The 22,795-nt window shown below is 45.1% G+C and carries 19 protein-coding genes; 5 read left to right on the forward strand and 14 right to left on the reverse strand.

All coding sequences use genetic code 11. The features are described from left to right. The first annotated feature begins 5 nt into the window (after positions 1-5). Genes FLA_RS10980 through FLA_RS10990 form a run of 3 tightly spaced genes read left to right on the forward strand, consistent with a single transcriptional unit; the run spans position 6 to position 5,525 of the window. A complete protein-coding gene (locus tag FLA_RS10980) occupies positions 6-4,565 on the forward strand; it encodes a DUF6531 domain-containing protein (protein ID WP_076380510.1) in 4,560 nt (1,519 codons plus the stop codon). 4 nt (positions 4,566-4,569) lie between these two features. Next, positions 4,570-5,013: a hypothetical protein gene (locus FLA_RS10985; RefSeq protein ID WP_076380511.1), complete on the forward strand. Its 444-nt coding sequence runs from the start codon at positions 4,570-4,572 to the stop codon at positions 5,011-5,013. Positions 5,014-5,033: 20 nt separating this feature from the next. After that, complete coding sequence (locus tag FLA_RS10990) at positions 5,034-5,525, forward strand: hypothetical protein (protein ID WP_076380512.1); 492 nt, start codon at positions 5,034-5,036, stop codon at positions 5,523-5,525. A gap of 145 nt (positions 5,526-5,670) precedes the next feature. Here FLA_RS10990 and FLA_RS10995 read toward each other — a convergent pair whose 3' ends face one another. The 12 genes from FLA_RS10995 to FLA_RS11050 all read right to left on the reverse strand — a co-directional run bounded on the left by FLA_RS10995 (position 5,671) and on the right by FLA_RS11050 (position 18,025). Then, positions 5,671-6,249, reverse strand: a complete 579-nt coding sequence (locus tag FLA_RS10995) for a hypothetical protein (RefSeq protein ID WP_076380513.1) — start codon at positions 6,247-6,249, stop codon at positions 5,671-5,673. Between the two features lie 44 nt (positions 6,250-6,293). Beyond that, a complete protein-coding gene (locus FLA_RS11000) occupies positions 6,294-9,191 on the reverse strand; it encodes a TonB-dependent receptor (RefSeq protein ID WP_076380612.1) in 2,898 nt (965 codons plus the stop codon). 267 nt (positions 9,192-9,458) lie between these two features. Beyond that, the gene (locus FLA_RS11005) at positions 9,459-10,535 is read right to left on the reverse strand and encodes a hypothetical protein (RefSeq protein ID WP_144264094.1); all 1,077 of its coding nucleotides are present in this window, start codon (positions 10,533-10,535) and stop codon (positions 9,459-9,461) included. 62 nt (positions 10,536-10,597) lie between these two features. Further along, the gene (locus FLA_RS11010; RefSeq protein WP_076380515.1) at positions 10,598-11,152 is read right to left on the reverse strand and encodes a D-glycero-alpha-D-manno-heptose-1,7-bisphosphate 7-phosphatase; all 555 of its coding nucleotides are present in this window, start codon (positions 11,150-11,152) and stop codon (positions 10,598-10,600) included. Between the two features lie 21 nt (positions 11,153-11,173). Next, positions 11,174-11,872 (reverse strand): sugar phosphate nucleotidyltransferase, encoded by a 699-nt coding sequence (locus FLA_RS11015; RefSeq protein WP_076380516.1) that lies wholly within the window; start codon positions 11,870-11,872, stop codon positions 11,174-11,176. Continuing rightward, a complete protein-coding gene (locus FLA_RS11020; RefSeq protein ID WP_076380517.1) occupies positions 11,872-12,450 on the reverse strand; it encodes a D-sedoheptulose-7-phosphate isomerase in 579 nt (192 codons plus the stop codon). Before FLA_RS11020 ends, FLA_RS11015 begins: the two co-directional genes overlap by 1 nt. Positions 12,451-12,472: 22 nt before the next feature. Beyond that, positions 12,473-13,627: a glycosyltransferase gene (locus FLA_RS11025; RefSeq protein WP_076380518.1), complete on the reverse strand. Its 1,155-nt coding sequence runs from the start codon at positions 13,625-13,627 to the stop codon at positions 12,473-12,475. Beyond that, entirely contained in the window at positions 13,627-14,571 is a 945-nt protein-coding gene (locus FLA_RS11030) for a glycosyltransferase family 2 protein (protein WP_076380519.1), read from the reverse strand. Before FLA_RS11030 ends, FLA_RS11025 begins: the two co-directional genes overlap by 1 nt. After that, entirely contained in the window at positions 14,572-15,144 is a 573-nt protein-coding gene (locus tag FLA_RS11035; RefSeq protein ID WP_076380520.1) for a DUF4199 domain-containing protein, read from the reverse strand. 1 nt (position 15,145) lies between these two features. Beyond that, entirely contained in the window at positions 15,146-16,417 is a 1,272-nt protein-coding gene (locus FLA_RS11040) for a dihydroorotase (protein WP_076380521.1), read from the reverse strand. Positions 16,418-16,513: 96 nt separating this feature from the next. Continuing rightward, positions 16,514-17,392 carry an MBL fold metallo-hydrolase gene (locus tag FLA_RS11045; RefSeq protein WP_076380522.1) on the reverse strand — a complete coding sequence of 293 codons (879 nt, stop codon included), beginning with the start codon at positions 17,390-17,392 and terminating at the stop codon, positions 16,514-16,516. Positions 17,393-17,395: 3 nt separating this feature from the next. After that, the gene (locus FLA_RS11050; protein ID WP_076380523.1) at positions 17,396-18,025 is read right to left on the reverse strand and encodes a class I SAM-dependent methyltransferase; all 630 of its coding nucleotides are present in this window, start codon (positions 18,023-18,025) and stop codon (positions 17,396-17,398) included. 125 nt (positions 18,026-18,150) lie between these two features. On the opposite strand from FLA_RS11050, the gene FLA_RS11055 reads away from it, so the two are divergent. Then, complete coding sequence (locus FLA_RS11055) at positions 18,151-20,325, forward strand: T9SS type B sorting domain-containing protein (protein WP_076380524.1); 2,175 nt, start codon at positions 18,151-18,153, stop codon at positions 20,323-20,325. Here FLA_RS11055 and FLA_RS11060 read toward each other — a convergent pair. Next, positions 20,309-21,544 (reverse strand): dicarboxylate/amino acid:cation symporter, encoded by a 1,236-nt coding sequence (locus FLA_RS11060; RefSeq protein ID WP_076380525.1) that lies wholly within the window; start codon positions 21,542-21,544, stop codon positions 20,309-20,311. The two genes, FLA_RS11055 and FLA_RS11060, sit on opposite strands and share 17 nt — an antisense overlap. Positions 21,545-21,551: 7 nt before the next feature. Then, positions 21,552-22,091 carry a GNAT family N-acetyltransferase gene (locus tag FLA_RS11065; RefSeq protein ID WP_076380526.1) on the reverse strand — a complete coding sequence of 180 codons (540 nt, stop codon included), beginning with the start codon at positions 22,089-22,091 and terminating at the stop codon, positions 21,552-21,554. Positions 22,092-22,168: 77 nt separating this feature from the next. Here FLA_RS11065 and FLA_RS11070 point away from each other — a divergent pair, with 77 nt between their 5' ends. Continuing rightward, entirely contained in the window at positions 22,169-22,717 is a 549-nt protein-coding gene (locus tag FLA_RS11070; RefSeq protein ID WP_076380527.1) for a GNAT family N-acetyltransferase, read from the forward strand. The last annotated feature ends 78 nt before the right edge of the window (positions 22,718-22,795 follow it).

The following is a 22,795-nucleotide window of genomic DNA, read 5'->3' on the forward strand; positions in this document are numbered from 1 at the left end:
AAAACATGAGCCATCCTAAACTATCAGAACACGATAAAATAAAGAACGCCCAGGAAGGTGCAGGTAATCCTGGCGAAGAACAAACCGTTGCTCAAAAAGCCGACCAGGCGCTACAGGAAAATTCAGTAGCCAAGTATACAGGCGTTGCAGATACATTCAGTGGCGTACACAGCACCCTCTCTTCCGGCCAGGATATTCTTACCAACGACAAAGCTTCTACAGGAGATAAGGCACTGGCGGTGGTAAACGTTGCCGGCAACCTGGCTATGCAGGCTATGGCCGCCAAACAGTTTGTCAACAACCTGGTCAATAAAATCACCGAAAGCGCGCTGATGCCCATTATGCAGGCCATGGCTGGCCCGTTAAAAGGTATCGCATCCTTGCCCATAGCCAAACAAATGGACCCGGTAATGGGCATTGATGTGCATTTTGTAACTATACCACCCGCACCGGCGCCTATACCTATGCCACATCCTTATATAGGGATGATCTTTAATCCTAAAGATTGGGTGGCTATGATGTTGTTATCTGTGCTTCCTGTGCCTGATGAAGCGCCGGATGCAGCAGAAGACCCACACGGTGCTGCCGTTCAGGGGGCTAAATCACTGGCCTTCTCGGTGGTTAAAATGGCCATCAGCTCTATCGGTAACAGCACCGTGAAAATAGGGCCCGTTATTCCACGTGCAGTTGCGGGCACTATCACTAAAAACTTTCCACATATCCCCATGGGGGCGGGGTTTCACCCGGCCTTTATGTTTGCCCAGAAGAACCACGGCTATGTATTCCTGGGTAGTTTGTTTGTAACAGGTGATGGCGAGCCACTGGCCTCCGGACCTTTTGTAAATAATGATTGCTGGGATATAGGCGCACCGGCATTGTTTCGCATTACTGAGCTGGAGCGCATGCCCCCTATGTACAACTATGTGCCCAGCGGTTTTATTATGCCTATTCCCTGGACGCGGCCTATCCTGGTAAACCCGGTACCCACGCCTATTAATCCTTTAACGATAGGGGAAAGACTGTTTAAGTTTGGATTGGGTAAGTTGAAGGCGAGGAAGGGAGCGAAAGGGGGAAATAAGAATAAGCCGTGTAGTCGTTTATCGAAGGCGTTGCATAGGGCGAATGAGCGATTGTTTGGGAAGTTTCCGGGGATCATGAATAAGATTAAGGATGCGATTGGTACGCATGTGGGACACCCGATTGATGTGGCTGGGGGATTTTTATATACGGATAATAGTGACTTTAATTTGCCAGGCCCGATACCATTGGAGTGGAAAAGATCGTGGTATAGTCACAGTACTTACGAAGGGCCGCTGGGGCATGGCTGGCATCATAGCTACGATATAGCTTTGGCTGTGCATAAAGAGGAACGCATGGCTATTGTAAGGCTGGAGGATGGGCGGACTATTACGTTTGATAATATTCCATTGGAACCAACAGATAAGCCGCGGTATCATCGTGGCGAGAAGATGTTTTTACAATTGCATGAAGATGGGTTCTATTTTCTTAGAACATCAGAAGGTTTGTTTTACAATTTTAGTGCAAGAGTATATGAAGAACGTAATAGTAGTCACATTCTAACTTCTGTAGCTAATAACAATGGATTTGCAATACGTTTAGCATATGACAGCAAGGGATGGCTACAGGCAATTACAGATAGTTCGGGACGTTTATTAACATTAGAGTATGATGTGAAAGGACGTGTTATTATAATAAAGGCTCCTGACCCGGTAAAAGAGAATGAAGTATTTATAATTTCCAGTTACTCCTATAGCGAAGAAGGGGACTTGATTAGTCATGGAGACGCTTTGTTGCAAAACATGAAATATGAATATAGTAATCATCTCCTTGTTAAAGAATTGTGGCGAAATGGATTGCAGTGGTTCTTTAAATATGATGGTATTGCAACAGGAGCAAAATGTATTGAAACCTGGGGTACAGAAGGGCTGCTCCATTATAAGGTAAATTATATAGACAGTAATCATACTATTGCTATAAACAGTCTGGGCTATGGTACCCGTTACTATCATCAGGGCGGCCTGGTGCATAAAATGGTGGATGCCAAAGGAGCAGAGTGGCACCGTCATTATAATGAGTTTGATGAGTTGGAATGGAGTACAGATCCTTTGGGAAATCAAATAGGATATGTCCATGATATATGGGGCAATATCATAAGTGTGACAGAGTCCGATGGGCAATTTACACAGATGGAGTATTATACATCCGGATACCCTCATCATATTAGTGGTTATACGAATTCTCATGGTGGAAAGTCGCAGTGGTTTTATGATGACGCTGGCAATGTTGTAAAATATATTACTGCTTTAAATGCAGAGGTAAGATACAGTTATAAAGATGGCTTGCTGGAAAGTATATATAATGAGAATGGTGTGCAACTAGAGCTTGATTATAATAGTTGGGGGTTGGTTAAAAAAGCCATGAAGGCAAATGCGGCAGCTACCTTTTACGAATATGATAAACTGGGCCGTTGTACGCAAATTATAAATGCAGAAAAAGTGCGTCAGGTTAGTAGTTATGACCTATTAGGGCGCTTAACAAGTATGCTGGATTTTGATGATAATTTAATAACTGTTCAGTATGATGCTGTGGGGAATATATTATCATATAAAGACAATGTAAAAGAGGTGTCCTGTACTTATGGTGGATTATATAAACTTCTTTCTCGTACAGAAAATGGTAAAACTATTTGGTTTAATTATGACACGGAAGGTCAATTATGGAAAGTAGTTAATGAGCAAGGTCTGTCTTTTACTTTTTCCCTGGACGGTGTGGGGGATGTAACCGAAGAGAGGGATTTTGATGGAGCATTAAAGTCGTTTGAGAGAAATATTGCAGGATGGGTTACGCGTGTGAATAAACCAGCTATGCGATTTTCAGAATATGGTTATGATGCGGCTGGCCGGGTTACACATATTGATCATTATGATAACAGTTATGAGCGCTTTGCATATGATAAAGGGCTTTTGAAAACAGCTACTAATGAAAACGCTGTTGTAGCTTTTGAATATGATGTAGCAGGCAATGTTGTAAAGGAATTATGTAATGGATTTGAAGTAAAAAGCCAGTACGATAAAAATGGGAAAAGAGTTAGGTTGACAAGCAGTTTGGGCGCTGCGGTTGACATTGATTATGATGCGTGGGGAAATGTTGTTGTTCATAAAGGAATGGGGTGGTATAGTGAAATTAAACGTGACATGAATGGATTCGATATAGAAACGAAACTACTGGGGAATGTTGTAAGCAGGAAGGCAAGGAGTAAAACAGGAAATATTGTGAGTCAGTGGGTGAGTGGAAACGGTACATCATCAATGTTGCGTCCTACCCTTTCCAGGCAGTACGATTGGGGATACGATAATCGATTAAGACAGGTTACTGATCAGCAAAGTGGTATTACTTTGTACGATCATGATAAATGGGGGAATCTATGTAAAACAATTTTTAACGATGGTACTATACAATACAGGAATCCAGATGTAGCAGGAAACTTGTTTACGACAAAGGAAAGAACCGATAGAAAGTACAATAAAGGGGGGCAGTTAGGAGAAAGTGATAAGGCCTTTTATTCCTATGATGGGGAGGGCTTTTTGACTAGCAAAAAATGTAAAAGTGGAGAGGAATGGAAGTATGAATGGAATGCTAGCGGCATGCTAAAAAGAGTTGTGCGGCCAGATGGAAAGTCTGTTCGCTATCAATATGACGCTTTGGGAAGAAAATGTTTAAAAAAAGTTGGTAACGTCATTACCAAATGGGTTTGGGATATAAATAAGCCTTTGCACGAATGGAAAGAGTTTGATGCGAGAGAATTTAACCCAGACGCTTTAATTACGTGGATATTTGAAGAGGATAGTTTTTCGCCTGTAGCTAAAGTAGAGGGGGATAAAAAGTATTCGTTGATCAGCGACCATTTGGGAACGCCTATCCAAGGATATAACGATGCTGGCAACCTGGTATGGGAACGACAGTTAGATAGTTATGGAAGTGTGAAAACCATCAAAGGAGATAGCGGATTTTGTAATTATTTATTTCAGGGGCAAAGTTTTGATAGCGATATTGGCTGGGCATATAATCGTTTCCGGTGGTATGCTCCTGAAGAGGGAATGTATGTCAGTGCTAAAGATCCTATAGGTTTAGAAGGTGGTTTGAAGCTGTATGGATATGTTTTTGATACTAATGGATGGGTAGATATTTTCGGTTTAGAATTAGTAACAGTTTATCATTATACAGATAAAGATGGCTATAATGGGATAAGAGGAACAGGAGTTATGATGGTAAAAGATCCTTCTAAGAGAGGTAAAGGGGCATATAAAAACACTCCGGGTATTTATATAACAAAAATGCCGCCTGAACTGTTGGCTAAAGAAGACTTGCATAGCTTTGGATTGATAAATAAAAAAACTGAGTTTTATGTCAAATTTGAGATAGATTCCTCTAAAATTGTACAACAAGACAAACAGGGAAGGAAACTGCTAATAAAGGAGGATGTTAAGTTGAAAGAGGCAAATGGAACAATTCAGCATAACCCTTATTCTAAATATAAATCCTAAGTGAATGGCTAATAGTGTAGATTATAAGTTTTACTCCAACATAAGTAATACCGTAATAGCTGAAAGATTTAATCAGTTTGTTAAAGATATGGGGTATCAAATTGAGTTAAGTAATGCAGATAAAAGTGAGGAAGAGTCTCTGTTTCGTTTTTATTATAAAAATGAGGAGATGCTTAGTTATCACGAGGAGAATGGTTATAATACAGATCTTAATGGAGAAGGTTGTTTTTCTTTGTCATCTGAAGCTGAAACATTAAACGAAGAGTTTATTGTTGCCGATACATTAGATATAGAAACCGGCTTTTCTCAAAGCGTTAAGTTTGTATTTGGAAAATCATACTCTTACTTGTTATCGGTTCCTGATATTATTGAGGAAGACCCGTTTTCAAAGAAAATATTTGATGGGTTATACCAGATAATACAAAAGGAAGCAGGGGTATCATCGTAAAATAAGTAAATCAAAGAAGTATGTATGCTGACGGCGTTTCCTATTCTTTTTTTTCTGGCAGAAGAAATGAACAGGTATTGCAGGCATTGAATGAATACCTGATTTCTCTTGATTATAAATGCAAAATGTCCAAATCCAATCAGAATATTGAGGAGTATCTGGCTTTTGTGTATTATAAAACAGAGAAAGCATACAGCGATTTTCAGAGAAATGGTTTTACCGGTGAGGAATGTTTTGAGGTATATTCCGGAAAAAGTAAATTGGAGGGGATTTATAGAGGCGGAAAAGTAGATACTCCAGACGATGGTCTTATTCCTTATTCAGAAATGGTGTTTGCCGAAGCTTACTTTTATGTATTAACTTTTTCAGTGTCTATTGAAGACAATACTTTGTTCAGGAGTATTTACAATCATTTATTGCTGGCTTTAAAAGGGAAGGCGCTTTTTGAAAAGGAAGTTCAAAAACGAACAGGCTGGTATAAAAATAACAGGCAGGATGAGGTTAGTCCTTGATAAGGCCGGGGATAGGATAAATCATTAATTGGTTGGATGATGATGGAAGAGCTTCTGTGGTGGATGATTATATTAATGAGATACGAATGTTATAAATTATTCATTGCATAAAAGTCCGATAAAGGGCTTTTATGCACCCTGAAAACTAATACTGCTTTTCCCCCAACAACACCATCTTATTGTACCATTTCCAGTAATAATCATTATACACGCCCTTCTTCACCGTACCCAATGCAGTGGTGCGCACGGCGGCGAAGCCGAATAGCTGAAAGTTTTGTTTTTTTACCGGGTGGTTGGTTATCTGGCGGCCGTTTTGCTGGTAGTCTTTCCAGCTTTCGTTGTCCAGTACAGAAATAATACGGGCGGTTTTGGTGGCAAAATCCGAAGGTTGCCACAGGGCTTTTATGGGCGAGCCGGCTTCTATGGCAAACAGGCGGTTTAAAAAAGTGTACAGTTTAAAGTCAAACTTGCCGGTGTTCACCTCTACAAAAAACACTACGTGGTCGCTGTCCAGTATCAGGTTGCGCACCTTCATTAAATCGGGCTCCAGGTTGCGGAGGGTAATGCCGGAGTTGTCAATGGTGTTGGTAAATTGCAGGCGGCTGATATTAACCTGTTGTGCCACGCAAAACTCTTTTTCTACGCCTTTCTGGTATGCCCCGGCAAGTAACGTGGAAAAAGCGGTTTCGTCTGGATTAACAGTTAATAAAAGTACCTTTTTCATTGATCTGTCAAAAATAGGGATACCGGTTCATTATTAACAAGCTTTTACAAGGTTAAGGTGATGCGCGCAAACAAATACCGTCCGTTAAATCCGAATTGGGATACCGCCCGGGAATAGGTGAACCGGCCGGTGGAGGTGTTGTTGTAATGCTGTTGTTTATCCGGATATATGTCAAACAGGTTATTGGCGCCTACGTTTACCTGCAGATTTTTGTTCACCGTATAGCCCAGGGTAATATCGGTTAACAGCTTGCCGCCGTAGGTTTGGTCAATGGTTTCTATGGTGTTGCTATTAAAGGCATTGGCGGCCATGCTGGCCCCGCCGGTGGTGTCGGCCAGTGAACTCACTTTTCCAAAATAGCTCAGGCGCACCAGCAGGCTGTATTTGGCGTACCGGTATTGTAGGGTGAACACATCTTTGGTTTGCGGACTATAGGTTTCTATGCGCGACTGGTCGGCCCGGTTAAAATACGATGACAGCTGGCCGGTGTTGATCAGCACTTCTGAGCCGTGTATTGTAAGGGTGTTGTCCGCATTTCTTTTTACCCTGTTCTGAATGCTGCTATGGGCCAGGTTGAGGGTAAGGCTTTGTTTGCTACCCCAGTTTTTGGTGTAACTAATAACGCCTTCAATGCCCCGGCTGCGGGTGTTGATGGCGTTGGCAAATACCGAAGCGGTGGCAGCGCCGGCGGCATTTAATGCATTCCCTAAGGCAATGCCTGCGGCGGAGTTGGTATTGCCCCGGAAGGTGTTGGATAATACAATGCGGTCGTTTATATCAATTTGGTAAGCGTCTACGGTGATATCAAATCCGCGGGCAATTTTGGCGGTAGCACCTACGGAATAGGAGGTAGAGGTTTCCTGCTTCAATTTGGGGATGCCCAGTATCTCTGCAATTTTAGAATCGTTGGTAAACGTACCTGCCTGTACAGGCGTAAGCGTGCCGCCAATGGTTACAAACGAGGTGGTTACTTTGGAGTAATGTTCTTGTTGTAAAGAAGGGGCACGGAAACCGGAAGAGGTGGCGCCACGCAGCGATAACCAGTGCGTAAGCTTATAGCGGGTAGCTATTTTATAGTTGAGGGTAGAGCCGAAATCGGAAAAATGCTCATACCGTAAAGCGCCGGACACTAACCATTTACTGTTTACCTGTAATTCATTATCGGTATATACAGCTACGCTGGTACGGTTCCATGTTCCGCTGTTGGAGGGCAGAAAACCGGCAAACACCTGTGCACCTGCAATGCCCGCGAGGGAGTTGTTGCTGCTGGAATTAGTGGGGTTAGTAAGGTCGGCATAGGAGTTTATTTCCCCGGCGTCAATACCATACCCATCCACCCTGAATTCTGCACCAAAGGCGGTGTTCAGCCCTTTCATTACATCATGGTTTTTAGAGATGTCTATATTAGTTACACTCTGGTAGGTTTTGGTTTTTCCACTGTTAAAGCTGGTTTGCAGTTGATCGGCCGTCATGCCGCTCAGATAAGCCTGCGTATAATTCGCGGAATTACTCACCAGGTATTGATAGGTATTGGCTCCAAAGGTTTCGCTGGCATCCACCTGCCAGCCACCCAGCTTGCCTTTTACGCCGGCGGTGGCGTGATAGTCGCGCACTTTGGAGTTTTCGCCCGGTAAAAAGCCGATCGGGTATTTGGAAGCTACTATGGCTGCTGCATTTGCAGATCCACTATTGCCGGCAGGAAAGCTGCCGGAGCCTGCCACAAAGTTAAAAGGGTAGCGGTACAGCCCGAAGGTGTAACCGTTTTTCCTATTGGCAATACCGGTAACGTATAACTCCAGGTTTTTACCAATCGGGTAGCCGAAGTTCAGCACCAGGCTACCACCTTTAATTTCGGTATTACCTACCCGTATGTCAAAAGCATCCCGTGTTAATCCTTTGCTGGCGTTAATGCTGTCCGATTTATCTACGCCACCCACCGCAGGCCATAACTGGCCGGTATATAAACCGTTGCGGCTGGTGGGGCCGCGATACAGGTATTCGGCATTGAGTGATAAATAACCTTTTTGCATGGGTACACCATAGTTGGCGCTTACCTGGAAGTTGCGGCCGTCCGATACCTGTTTGCTGTTATCCAGCGGACTGGCGGGGTGCAGCTTGTTCCAGGCATAGTTTTTATCATAGCTGGTCACTTGCTCACCTACCGAACTGGTGAGGGTAAGTCCTTTGTTTTTTTTCAGCACGATATTAATAACACCAGCTATAGCATCTGAGCCATATTGCGCCGATGCGCCGTCGCGCAGCACTTCTATGCGGTCAATAGCACTGGCGGGGATGGAGTTTAAATCGGTGCCGGTAGTGCCTTTGTTTACCGTGCCGTTTACATTTACCAGTGACGATTGATGATAACGTTTGCCATTCACCAGCACCAGCACCTGGTCGGGGCCCAGGCCACGCAACTGGGCCGGGTCAATATGATCCGTGCCATCACCCAGGGCCTGTCTTACCGAGTTAAAAGAAGGCGCCAGCAGGTTCAGCAACTGGGTAACATCCAGCTGACCTACCTGGTTGGCTATTTGCTTTAAAGGAATCACATCTACAGGTACGGGACTTTCGGTAGCACTGCGTCGCGGGTTGCGTGAACCTACCACCACCACTTCCTGCATAGTTTCTTTTTGTGGCAAAAAGAGAGTTTGTGTTAACGTGCCGCCGTCTATAATGGTAATAAACACGGTGGCTGTCTGGTGGCCTACATAGCTAACGGTGATGCTATGCGCACCAGCTGGCAGTAGCAGTGCAAAATCGCCATTGATATCTGTTTGTATGGTTATCTTCCCGTTAGACACTGTGGCTCCGGCCAGCGGGCCTTCACTGCCCACTACATGTCCTTTCAGGTAACCACTGTTTTGCGCCAGAAGCGGCAATAGTAATAAGAGGAAAACGGGTGTCAGCAACCCGCGAAGGAGTAAGTGTGTCTTCTTCATAATAGTAGTTTGCATACTTTCATTCCAATGGCAATGCCTGTAGCAGTAACAGACATACTATCAATATGTTCATTATCAAACCACAATAGACCCCAACCTGTTGCAGTATGTAGTAAAACACAGGTGTGCACTTCTGGCAAAAACTGTTTATTCCGTAAAAATGAGGTGGGGGAGGTTAGCTTGTATCATGGATACAAAAAAGCCGCTTCCTACAGGTAGAAAGCGGCTTTTACTTTATTCTAAAGTATTATTGATGCTAAAACGGCACTAATACTCCTGGCCCTGCTGTGGATTGGCCCGCTGCTTTTGCTCTAATTTTTTATTGGGAGCAGCTGGCTTTTTAGGAGCTGGTTTGGCTTTTTCAGCCGCTTCCTGCTTGTTGCGCTCCATGTTTTTAATAGATTGGTCGTCGAGCATTTTTTCGTCGCTTTTGCCACTCACATCATCTTTCAGTGGGCTGGGCATAGGGGCCTGACCGTCCTGCAGTTTAAAGTTGAACAGCTTTTCTACGTATTCCCATCTGCCGTTATTCCATTTAAAACCTTCATAATCACCATCCGGTACCAGCGAGCTTCGTCTGTCCGGGTGGCCGGTTGTGCTTACCAGGTGCTCAAAAACGATCATGTCCATTTCGGCGTCGTAGTTCATACGGGCACGGGAGTCTTTCTTAAACTCCAGGAAAAAACGGTAAGCAGGCTGCGGGGGCTTGATGTCATCGTTCTTATAAGCAAAGAAAGGACCACCAAAACGGGGCTTGCCATCTTCGCCAAACGTAAGCACATCAATCCATTTTTTAGTAGTGGTGGCGTTGTTGTCGTCCAGCCCTATTAAAGTATAATATTTATGGTTGTTGAACGTTTTCATCACCATTTTATAATAGATAGCACCAATCCAGTTGAAGTTACTGCGTACACTATCCCAGGGCTCTTCGGCGTAATCGCTCATGTCAATCAGTGGAAACAGCTTTAACGATCCGTCTGGCGTGTTCATTTGGATACACCCGCGCTGACGGTGAAAAGCATCGTCACGTTCAAACTGCCAGGTAAAAATGCGAAAAGTACTGTCTGGCGCATAAATGCGGGAGATGTTATCCACCGAATCAAAAGGGTAGTAGAACGAGTTGGGTACTTTTAATGCCTGCACCAGGTTGCGGATAAACAGGCTATCGGCCTGAAAACGATGGGTGGCGTATTTGGCAAACACCATCAGCTTACCCAGTTTTTGTAAAGAATCTTCGGCTATTTTAAGTTGTTGGGTATGGGCAGGCGTAATTACCTGGGCCTCGCTTTGCATCGGTCCGGATAGTAATACTATTGCCAGTAACAAGGAGAAAAATTGCTTCATATCGTACCTGAATTACATAGTTAAACGAAAACAGCTGCCGGGCTGGTGTGTCAGCCCTTTTTTTAGGCTTTTGTTAAGGCCTGTAAATGGGCCGCATATTCGGCCAGGCTGTTAAAGCGTTGTTCTATTAACGGGTGAGGAAAAGGTGTTTCGGGGTTGGTAGTAGCTAAAAACACGCTATGAGCTATACCGGCATTATGCGCAAACTCCATATCGCTTAATTTATTACCTACCATTATGCTTTTGGTAAAATCAATATCCGGGAAATCGGCTTTGGCCTGAAAAGCCATACCGGGGTTAGGTTTGCGGTTGTAGGCATCCTGGTCCAGGTCGGGGGCAAAGTATATTTTATCAATACGGCCACCTAGCTTTTTCATTTCGCCCAGCATATGGTCGTGAATTTCGGTAAGATGGTCTACCGTCATCAGGCCTTTGCCAATACCTTTCTGGTTGGTAACCATTACAATAGTGCCAAACAGCTGGTTAAACACAGGCATGGCTTCCAGCACGCCTTCATAAAAGCCAAATTCGCCTACGTGTAAAATATAATCCGCTTTCTTCTCCAGGTTAATCACGCCATCCCTGTCTAAAAATAAAGTCCAGCTTTTATCCATCATGGTATTGTGGTTGTAAACAAATTAAACACCTGCCAGTTCTGTTTGCACGCGCTCATAATCTTCCGGAATGCCAATGTCTATAAAGTAAGCATCCTGCACCAGGCCGCACATAACGCGCTGTTGGTATAAGGCTTCGAGGTAATCTTTTTCAAACGAAAATTTTTGTGGAAGAGCTTCCTGCACAAAGGCAGGTATGTTCAGTGCAAACATGCCGGCATTAATAAAACCCTGTTCGTAATACTGCTTTTCTTTAAAGCTGGTGATACGGCCCTGCACATCAGTTTCTACCACACCAAAGCGATCGAACTGTTGCATAGGCTTTAACAGCAGGGTACAGGCTGCCTGTTGCTGCTGGTGAAACTGACTTAGCTGTGCCACGTTACCTTTAAACAACGTGTCGCCATTGGTCACCAGCACCGTATTGCTTTTTACCAGCCGGCACGCATGCTTAATAGCACCACCGGTGCCTAACGGCTCGTCTTCGGTGCTGATGCTGTAATTGCCTTGTGGCAAGGCCTGTTGTAAAAAGCTGAGAAAGTAATCGTGCTTATAGCCCAGGGCAAACACAAAGTGCTCAATACCCTGTTGTTGCAGGCTGGTAATTACGTATTGTAAAAACGGCTTACCGTTAACAGGGGCCATACATTTGGGCAGTTCCGGAACGGCGCTGCGCAGGCGTGTGCCTAAGCCACCTGCTAACACTATTGCTTCTGTAATCATTATGGGAAAAGGTTGGCTTCTACCAGCTGACAAATAATATGACCTATCAGGATATGACTTTCCTGTATACGTGGCGTATCGGTAGAGGGTACATTGAATAAGTAATCGCTCAGCTCTTTCATAGCGCCACCAGTTGCGCCGGTAAAGCCTACGGTAATCACTCCCTGATTACGGGCAGCTTCCATGGCTTTAATAATGTTGGTGCTGTTGCCCGAAGTGCTAAAGCCTACCAGTACGTCGCCATTGTTGGCGGTGCCTTCTACCAGGCGGGCATATATTACATCATAGCTGTAATCGTTGGCTACAGCGGTTAAATAAGAAGTGTTGCAATGCAAAGCTTCGGCAGGCAAAGCTTTCCTGTTTTTATAAAAACGGCCTGAGAATTCAGCCGCCAGGTGTTGCGCATCGGCTGCGCTGCCACCGTTACCGCAAAAAAGCACTTTACCACCCAGCTGAAAGCATTTGGTGATAGCCTCTACGCAGGTAATGATGGTTTGATGAACGGTTTCATCGGTAAGTAGTTGTTGTTTTACAGCAATAGAAGCCTGTATAAGACCGGAGATCTGGTTATTTGTCATGCTGCAAATGTAGCAAACCAGATTACAAATTGCGGATAGTATCGGTTAATACTTTCCAGCTATACTTCTTCTTTTCCTCCCGTAAATAAGGTAGAAAATGCTGTTCGCCAATGAGGTATAACTGAATAATATGTTCGGCTATAGACTCTGGCGTTGGTTCTGCTACCAGGCCCACTTCTCCATTAGGCACCAGTTCGGGCAATCCCCCTACGTTAGTTACCAGCATGGGTTTTTCAAAGTGATAGGCCAGGGGGGTAACGCCACTTTGTGTGGCATTTCGGTAGGGCTGTATTACAAAATCAGCCGCGCTGAGATAGTACTTCACCTCACTATCGGGAATGAAATCGGTGCGTAATTCCAGCATAGCGCCTAAGTTGGCTTCTGCAATCAGCTGCTGATAAGGGGCGGCATCTTCAAAAAACTCACCAGCTACCATTAGTTTCATCTCTGAGGGCACAAAACGTTCGCCACTTTTTGTGGTAAGCGGCTGGTACTTATCCTTAATAATCGCCATCGCCTGTAGCAACAGGTCCAGGCCTTTATAACGGCGTATAAAACCAAAGAATAAAATCAGCGGCATTTGTGTATCCAAACCCAGGCGTTTGCGTGCTGCGGTTTTATCCAGTGCAGTTCCAAAGTTATCATACAATGGATGCACCACCTGTTGGGCTGGCTTTTGCGAAAACTGGCGCAGGTCTTTCATTACCTTTTCACTCATGGTAACAAAAGCATCTATCGGCTTCACAAAATAGCGGGTAAAAGGTGTGTCGCCCGGTCTTTTTTCATGGGGTATTATATTATCTGCAATACATACCACTTTTGTGTGTTTGTTCTTTTTTACCTGGCGTAAAATAGTACCCAAACATGGTCCCATTAAAGGCAGCCAGTAACGCACCACAATAATATCCGGTTGAAGCTTACGCAGTTCACGCCCTACTTTTAACCAGTTTAAAGGGTTAACTGAATTAATGCAAACCTTAATGTTCACATCGGTGGGAGCAGGTTCTGATGAATACTGCGTGGTGCCCGGATACATAAATTCCGGGTACTGTAAACTAAAAGTATAGATAGTGGTATCGTACCCATCTGCCATAAACTGGCGGGCCAGTCTTTCATTAAAACTAGCCAAACCGCCGCGTAAGGGATGGGCAGGGCCTATAATCACTGCTTTTTGCATTAAACGCCTATCTTTTTCTCTATCAGGTAAGTATTTCTTTCAGAAGAGTTGCGGCTTACCAGCTCGGCTATAAAGCCTGCCAGAAACAGCTGCAATCCCATTATCATTGTAGTCATAGCCAGGTAAAAGGCCGGACGGTTGGTTAACGAAAAATTATCGGCATAATGCAGCTTAGCCACACACAGGTATCCACAGCTGATTAAACCTATTAAAAAGAACAACGTACCATACAATCCAAAAAAGTGCATCGGTCTTTTGCCAAACTTGCTGATGAAAGTAATGGTGGCCAGATCTAAAAAGCCATTGATAAATCTTTCCCAGCCAAACTTAGTAGTGCCGTATTTACGGGGGCGGTGTTCTACCACTTTTTCCCCAATCTTCCGGAAACCAGCCCATTTGGCCAGCACAGGAATATAACGGTGCATTTCACCATATACCTCTATACATTTAATTACCTTTTTACGGTAAGCTTTCAAGCCACAGTTGAAATCGTTCAGTTGAATGCCCGAACTCTTACGTGCTGCGGCATTAAACAGTTTGGAAGGCAGGTTTTTGGTAAAAGTATTGTCGTAACGTTTCTTTTTCCAACCGCTTACCAGGTCGTACTTATCTTCTATAATCATGCGACGCAGTTCAGGAATTTCGTCAGGCGAATCCTGTAAGTCGGCATCCATGGTAATTACCACGTCGCCCTGCGATGCTTTAAAACCTTCGTTTAAGGCCGCCGCCTTGCCATAGTTGCGCTGGAAGCGAATACCTTTTACGTAACTGTTTTCGGCACTCAGTTTTTCAATCACCTCCCAGCTGGTATCGGTGCTACCATCGTCTATCATTATAATTTCAAAGCTCCATCCATTGTTGTTGATAACACGTGCAATCCATTCAGAAAGCTCGGGAAGGGATTCTTCCTCGTTAAACAGTGGTATGATAATCGATAAATCCATTTAGAAAGGTTGCTTGTTTTCTTTTTTGATGATCACAGCTATTACAGCAGATTCGGCAAAAGCCCATATCAGCCCCAGGCCATATCCCAGGAATACGGTTTTCAAACCTGTTTCTGTTTTGCTTTTTTCCGCGTTTTCCATTGCTTTGTCAATATCCTCTTCACTGGCTTTATACTGCTCCATAAAGTGACGAACTTTGTCCAGTCCCTTCTGAAAGCTTTTCTCTGTAAGGTCTTTGTCTACAAAGTTGTATAAAACATAAGTGGCCAGGGCAATCAGCAGGCCGGATATCACATAACTGATAAATGCAAACTTTAAACCTTCCTGGAAGGTAATATAACCTCCCAGTCTCTTACGCAGTGCAAAGCCCGCAAACAACAGTATGGCAAAAATGTAAGGCACCCAGGTACCTACAAATAAGAATTGCACAAAGATGTCTATGCCGGCTGCCCAGGTACCGTATAAGATAATGATAGCTAAAAGGCCGGTGATAATGCCAAATTTGATTCCCTCTTTCTGAATGAGGACGGGTTGTTTCACCACGTCAGGCTGCGTAAGAATATCAGGTTGCATGTTAGTTAAGATGTGCTTTTCCTTTATGAATAATACCGGTTACTTTTCCTTTCAGGGTTTTATCCAGGAAAGGACTGTTGGCCGATTTGCTTTGATTGTTTTTGGTGGTAAGCACTGTAGTGGCTTCCGGCTCAAACAAGGTGAAAGAAGCCGTGGCGCCAGGTGTTACACTACCGGTAGGTGTTGCAAAAATGGCGGCTGCGTTGGTGCCAAATAAGACAGCTACCTGTGCAGGCGTTAATTCCGGCAGGGCGGTTTGCACTGCGGCATAAGCCGTTTGCAGAGAAATCATCCCGGCTTTGGCATATTCAAACTCACAGGTTTTATTGTCCCAGTTCTGCGGCAGGTGGTGCGATGCTAGACAGTCTACCACACCTTCCAGCACTGCCTGGCGCAAAGCCATCATATCGCTGCGTAAACGCAGGGGAGGTGTTACCTTTAAATTGGTATCGTAAGTGCTCAGGTCTTCATCACAAAACACCAGGTGATAAGGGGTAACGCTACAGGTTACCTGTAAGCCGGCAGCCTTCGCTTCTTTTATCAGCGCAATGCCTTTGGCGGTGCTAACACCGGTAATATGCAATTTGCTGCCGGTGTATTTTACCAGTTCAATATCGCGCATAATCACCAGTTCCTCACCAATGGCAGGTATACCGGGCAGGCCCATGCGGGTGCTTACAATGCCTTCGTGCATTAAGCCGTATTTGCTGATGCTGTCATCCACCGGCACCTGAATCAATACCCCGTCAAACGCTTTTACATATAATAAGGCTTTCAGCAGCAGGCCGGGGCTTTGCACCGGGTGCAACCCATCGGTAAAAGCTACGGCACCGCTATTGTACATGTCGTACATTTCGCCCAGTTCTTTTCCTTCTGCATTTTTGGTGATAGTGCCCAGCGGGCGTATGGTAACCGGCAGGGTAGTGGTACCCTGGGTAATATATTGTACCTGTGTTTTATTGCTTACTACCGGCTGCGTATTGGGCAGGGTAAACACCTGCGTGTAACCACCGGCTGCTGCTGTTGCGGCACCCGATTCCAGGGTTTCGCGATGTTCCAGCCCCGGATCGCAAAAATGCGAGAACGCATCCACCCATCCCGGCGATACCACCAGTCCTGGTTTTTCAATAATAGTAACGCTATTGTCAATGCCGGAAGTAATGGACTTATCAATGGTAACTACCACACCATTTTCAATCAGAATATCCTGTGTTGTTCCGTTAAAGGAAGAGCCTGGATCTGCTACAAATGCCTGCCTGAGTAAAATCTTCATGAGATTTTGAAAATTTTTTGCAATATATGCCGATTAATTCAATCCCTGCCCATAACCTTGCCACCGGCAGGTAAATAGCTATGGGCACAGGTAAATTTAACTATTTAACGGAGAACCATTTAGAATATTGAAATGCGTTTGACCAGGCAATAGCCGGTAAACAGGAATGCGCACCTGGTAATGCCTGCACAAACGCCGGATGGCATCGTCGATATGTTCAGCGGAATAGCGCGACGAAAAATGCCCCAGCACCAGCTTTTCTACCCGGATATTGGCTACCATTTCCAGCACCTCATTCAGTGTACTGTGTTTATGCTTATGGGTGTTTACCTTGTGCGGCTCATCGCCGTCAATAAAAGTAGCTTCATGTATCAGAATGGCAGCATTGTTCCAGCGGTCCCAGTCTTCCACAGGTGTGTCGCCCGAGTAATGTACCAGGGGCGTTCTTATTTCTGTGGTCAGGGTTTCTTTACCCAGGGTTTCCATCAGCTTTTTTATTTCCTGCCCGGGTAAATGGATGTACTCCGGCTTTAGTTTCTGTTTCAATTGAAACACCTGGTAACTCAGGCTTTTAATAGTACCCGGTGTTGCAGGCACATGGCCATTAATTACCGGTACTACCACAATGTCGTCTTTAATAGGTATCTCTGCCGGCACAGTTAGTGGCTGCCACACTGTTCCCGCAACATGCGGATCAAACTTTTGAGCAAAACTATCCAGCGCCGGAAAAGAAGCGCAGTTTTTGGGATAATATACCACCGGATATCCCGGCCGTGCATTCAGCTGGTTTAGCTGTACCAGGCCGGTTAAATGGTCCCTGTCGGCATGAGAAACAAATACGTGGTTGATTTTCCGGCTTTTTTGCAGTAAAGCAGCCGATACGCCGTCACCGGCATCAAACAATAAACCCAGTTCTTCCACAAAATACCAGGTAGCAAAAAGGGCGGTTGAATAGCCCGAAATAGTCAGTTGCATTAATTATTCTCCTTTCTGCAACAACAGCGTCAGAATACGCGGGATATCTGCCCTGTTGTTGTCGTCAAAATATTCATCTATAGCCACAATATGCAGCCCGTTGGCTTGCGCGGCCCTGGTAAAATCACTTACATGGTGTGTGTAACAATCCACTACCTGTAACCCTTCGGCAGTGTCAAAGCGGGCTTTGCTGCCGGAGTATTGTTTAAAAGGATGCAATTCGCCTATAAACACATACCCGCCGGGGTGCAGGCTGGCAGCGGCTTTTTGCAACACTGGTTCCAGGTGTTCAATATGTTCCAGCACCAGGCTAAAGGTAACCAGTTCATACATCCTTTCCCGGAAAGTCCAGGGCCCGGTAATATCTGCCTGTTGAAAACTTACCCTGAAATCCCTTACTTTTTCCCGGGCTTTCGCCAGCATGGCTTCTGAAAAATCCACCGCCGTAACGCATTCCGCTTTCTCCGCAAACCATACCGTGTTTTTACCGGTACCGCAGCCTACTTCCAGGCAACTGCTAAAGCGTATGCCGGAAAGAACAGACCGCATGGCTTTGGCTTCCAGGTCACGTGTTTTATTTTCGTTGGTATCGTATTGTACGGCCCATTGGTTGTAAGCTTGTTGAATGCTCATACTGCTTTATGTTTTAGGGGAAACCAATATTATTACATTATTTATAATTTACAAGGGGATTATCAGGCAAATAATTATTTTGCACACGTATTGTATATAAAATATTTAACCCTTCCCGTTTAGCGATGAAATACCGGCTGTTTATCCTTCTGATTGTATTTTGTAAGTACTCATTTATAACAGCCCGTGCACAGTGCAGTAATGGCACTACGTCACCATCCGCCAGTATTACAGGCGGTCCCTGTACAGGCATCCCTATTACTTTTACCGGCAGCACTACACCCAACAGTCTGCAATGGTATAACGGCAGCAGCCTGGTAAATACTGTTGCAGCTACCACTACTTCTGCCACAGTTGCCGGGGGCAATGGTGCGGGATCGGCTTTAAACCAGTTGAACTATCCATGCAGGATATGGGTGGACGCAGCAGGTACTTTATATGTGCCGGATAAAGATAATTACAGAATTGTAAAATGGTTGCAGGGAGCCGTAACCGGAAGCGTGGTGATGTCGGGATATTATGCAAATTTAAATGGAGGGGCTAACTGTGTTATGTTGGATAAACAAGGTAACCTCTTTGCCATTAACCAGATTGTAGGAGCTGTGTTGCGTTTGCCGGCAGGTGGTAACCCTGATACAGATGTAGAAACACTGTCGGCTTCGTATGCGCTGTGGAGTCCTACCGATTTGTATGTGGATGATAATGGTGATTTATATGTATCGGATCAGGATAAGAATGCCGTGTTCAAATTTTCTAAGTCCAGCGGTTATTCTGCTTTTGCTTATGTGGTTGTGGCAGGTAACAACGGGTCGGGAAGTGCTAATAACCAGTTTGGCAGACCTACTGGTATTTATGTGGATGCAGATGGGAATGTATATGTATGCGATACCGACAACAGCCGGGTAATGAAATGGGCGCCAGGCGCAGTTACAGGAGTGGTTGTGGCAGGAAGCAATAGCGGCTCTGGTTCAGATGCTACCCGCCTGTATAACCCGCTGGATGTGTTTGTAGATTGCGGAGGAAATATGTTTATAGCAGACTATAACAATAACCGTATTCAAAAATGGGCTAAAGGGGCTACAAGTGGCGTTACAGTAGCAGGCGGAAATGGCAGAGGCAGTGCCAGTAACCAGTTAAATGGCCCAATAGGTGTATTTGTAGACACTACGGGGGCCATTTATGTATCGGAAGTTGGGAATAACAGGGTTCAGAAATTTACCTCCACTATCAACAATACTTTTACCCCTTCTACACCAGGTAAGTATGTAGCCGTTGCTGCTTATAATACAGGTTCACTTACCACCGACACGCTGGAAATAAAAGCACCCGGAACTGTAGCGGTATCTGTTGCGGCTGATACAACGGTTGTGTGTGCGTCGGGGGGATTTGTCAGCTACCAGGCGCAGGCCATCAACGGGGGGAGTTCGCCGGTATACCAGTGGAGCAAGAACGGGATGGTGTTATCTGCCACTACTGCTGTTTATGCCGATAACAATGCGCTGCCAGGTGATAAGGTATTTTGTACGCTTACTTCCAACGAAGTTTGTGTGGCGGCAGCTACTGTTAACAGTAATGTTATTGCAGTAACTGCTTATCCTGTGGTAAACCTGGAACTAGGCCCTGATATATCCATTTGTCCCGGTACAACAACTACCTTGTCAGCTGCTACCAGCTATCCTTTTTACGAATGGCAGAACGGATCTGGCTTACCGCAGCAAACAGTAACGGATTCCGGTAAATATTATCTCACTGTAAAAGACATTTGCAACCGCGCTTTCTCCGATACAGTACGCGTAAGCTTATATGCTGTGGCTTCACAGGTGTTACCCGACGATACTACAATCTGTAGTTATGACCGTATTACACTTACTTCTATCATTCCACTGAACTCCCGTGTATGGCAAACCAACAGCACAGCTGCCAGTATAGATGTATCGGCTGGTGTTTACTGGCTTACCGGTAAAGACATGCATAATTGTACTGTAAAGGACACCATATGGGTGTATGGTGAAAAATGCCTGGATCATGGAATGTACATGCCTACTGCGTTTACACCTGATCATGATGGAAAGAATGATGTGTTTCGCCCGGTGTTTTCCGGTAAGGTAAGTCAATACCGGTTTTCTGTATACAACAGGTATGGACAGCAGGTATTTACTTCCACGCAATTAAACCAGGGTTGGGATGGCACTTTCAAAGGCAGCTACAGTGATATGAATGTATATGTATGGGTGTGCCAATACCAGTTAGATGGCGGTCCGCTACAGGTAGAAAAAGGTACGGTTACGCTGCTTCGCTAGTTTTTGTTTTCATAAACTTAGCTACCAGCATTGCGCTTACTGTATCGCCCGTTACATTGAGCAGGGTGGCGCCAGGATCTACCAGGGTGCCTATAATCATTACTGCGGGTAATGCTTCGGGCGGGAAATGGTACACCGACATTACCAGCAACTCGCCAATATAGCCGCCGTTGGGAATGCCACCTTCAACCATGCTTACTACTACAGATATACCCAGCGCCAGTGTAATAGTGTCTATACCGGTAAGTGGCTTATTAAACATAGCAAATACCACGGCAATTTTTATCATACTGGAAATGGCGCTGCCTTCTTTATGCAGGGTAGCGCCTAAAGGCACCACAATGTTGCGCACCGGGGCGGGTATTTGCATCCCGGCGGCGGCATCGAGGTTGGCGGGAATGGTAGCTACACTGCTGCAGGTGCCTACCGCGGTAACAGAAGGCAACAGGTTGTTTTTCCAATACAGGCGTACGCTGTTTTTACCACCGGCTATATAGGCATATAAGGTGAAGAAGAGGAGATAATACAATACCACCAGCACGTAAAACAAACCCAGCGACCGGGCATAGGTGGTAAACAGTTCAGGCCCTACCGTGCTTATCTGGTAAGCAAAATAAGCGCCCAGCCCGATAGGAGCCAGTTTCATTACAAACAGCAACAACTGCTTCATTACTTCGTTACCTGATACCAGAAACTGGCGGAAAGCCTTGCCGCTATCACCAGCCCGCAGGGCGGCAAAACCGGTGAGCAGTGAAAAGATAATCAAAGGCAACATGCTTTTGCGGGAAAGCAATTCGTAAAAATCACTTACGGTTACCAGTTGTGTAAGCTGTGTGCCGATATCGGGATGTGTGTTCAGGTCGGGTAGGTTATTGGCTGCCTGTCCCATTTCCTGGTGTACGGGATATATATACACGCCCAGCAGGGTAAACACGGCTGCCACCAGCGCGGTGCCCATAAATACCAGCATCATTATTACAAACAGTTTCCCCAGCTTCTGGCTGGTATCTACCCCGGCTACTGCCGACCCTATGGCAAAAAACACCAGGGGAATCACTGCCATAAACAACAGGTTAATGAAGATGTCGCCCAGTGGTTTTAATACCGCAACCACCTTTGTGCCTAAGGTCAACCCCAGCACACTGCCGGTAATAATACCGGCCAGCAGCCAGATAATGCTGCTGTAATTTTTGTAGAACGATCCGGAAGTTTCTGTCATAGCAGGGTTATTGTTGACTTAAAAAGCGTAGCCGGCTTATTTCAAACCAGTAATGTGCTTCATTTTCATACATGAACGACTCTACATATTTTAACCCGGCCTTTAGTAGCACACTGCGCGAAGCGCTATTGTCAATAGCTGTCATTCCATATAACATAGGTAGCTGCATCTGGTGAAAAGCATAATGCACACAGGCGGTGGCTGCCTCGCTGGCATAACCATTGCCCCAGTAACTGCGTATGAGCCGGTAACCCAGGTCGTAAAAATCGCTATGGCGGTTAATGGTGTCTTTTACCAGCTTTAAACCGCACCAGCCAATAAACTGTCCGCTGGCTTTTTCCACCATAGCCCAGCGTCCAATGCCATTGCTTACATATTGCGCGCGAATAAAATCAATTACCTCCCGGCACTGCTGCACACTGGTTACGGGTTTATTACCCAGGTAACGGTGTACCTCGGCATCCGAGTCCAGTAAAAACATGCCCTCCGCATCTTCCGGTATAATTTCCCGTAACAACAACCTTGGTGTTTCAATAAAAATTTGCATAAGACCTGCCTGTTATATAACAAATACTACCCATTCAAATATAATACATAAAAAAGGGTAAAGTATTAGCTTTGGATATGATTTATACTACCGTAACAACCCACCAGGAACTGGAACAGATTCATGCGCTGAACAAAGCCAATGTAAAACAGAACTTTACTGCCGACCAGATGCAGCAGAATGGTTTTTTAACCTGGCTGTACTCCCTGGAGTTATTGCAGCAATTACATCAGCTGGCGCCCTCTGTAATTGCCAAAGATGGGGATGTGGTGGCAGGGTATGCCCTGGTTACTCCGCGGGAAGCCGCTGCTTTTCATGCCGATTTGCAACTGATGATTTCCCATACGGATGATATGGTGTATAATGGCAAACCTTTGAAAGCATACGACTATTATATTATGGGGGGCATTTGTGTACATGCCGATTATCGTGGGCAGGGACTGGTCAACGGCCTGTACCTACATCATAAAACCGTTTACAGCCCGCGTTATTTTCCCCTGGTTACTGAAATTTCCACCAGTAACACCCGCTCGCAGGCAGCACATGAAAAAGTGGGCTTTCGCACCATTCACACCTATAACGATGGGGTAGATGACTGGAATGTAGTAGTTTGGGATTGGGCGTAAAATTCCGTAATTTGATAGCGTAATTACCTAATTCGTAAACCATTACAAAGCAGGTAATGATATTTTCGCAGCCAAAAT

The organism is Filimonas lacunae (genome assembly GCF_002355595.1).
Classification (GTDB): domain Bacteria; phylum Bacteroidota; class Bacteroidia; order Chitinophagales; family Chitinophagaceae; genus Filimonas; species Filimonas lacunae.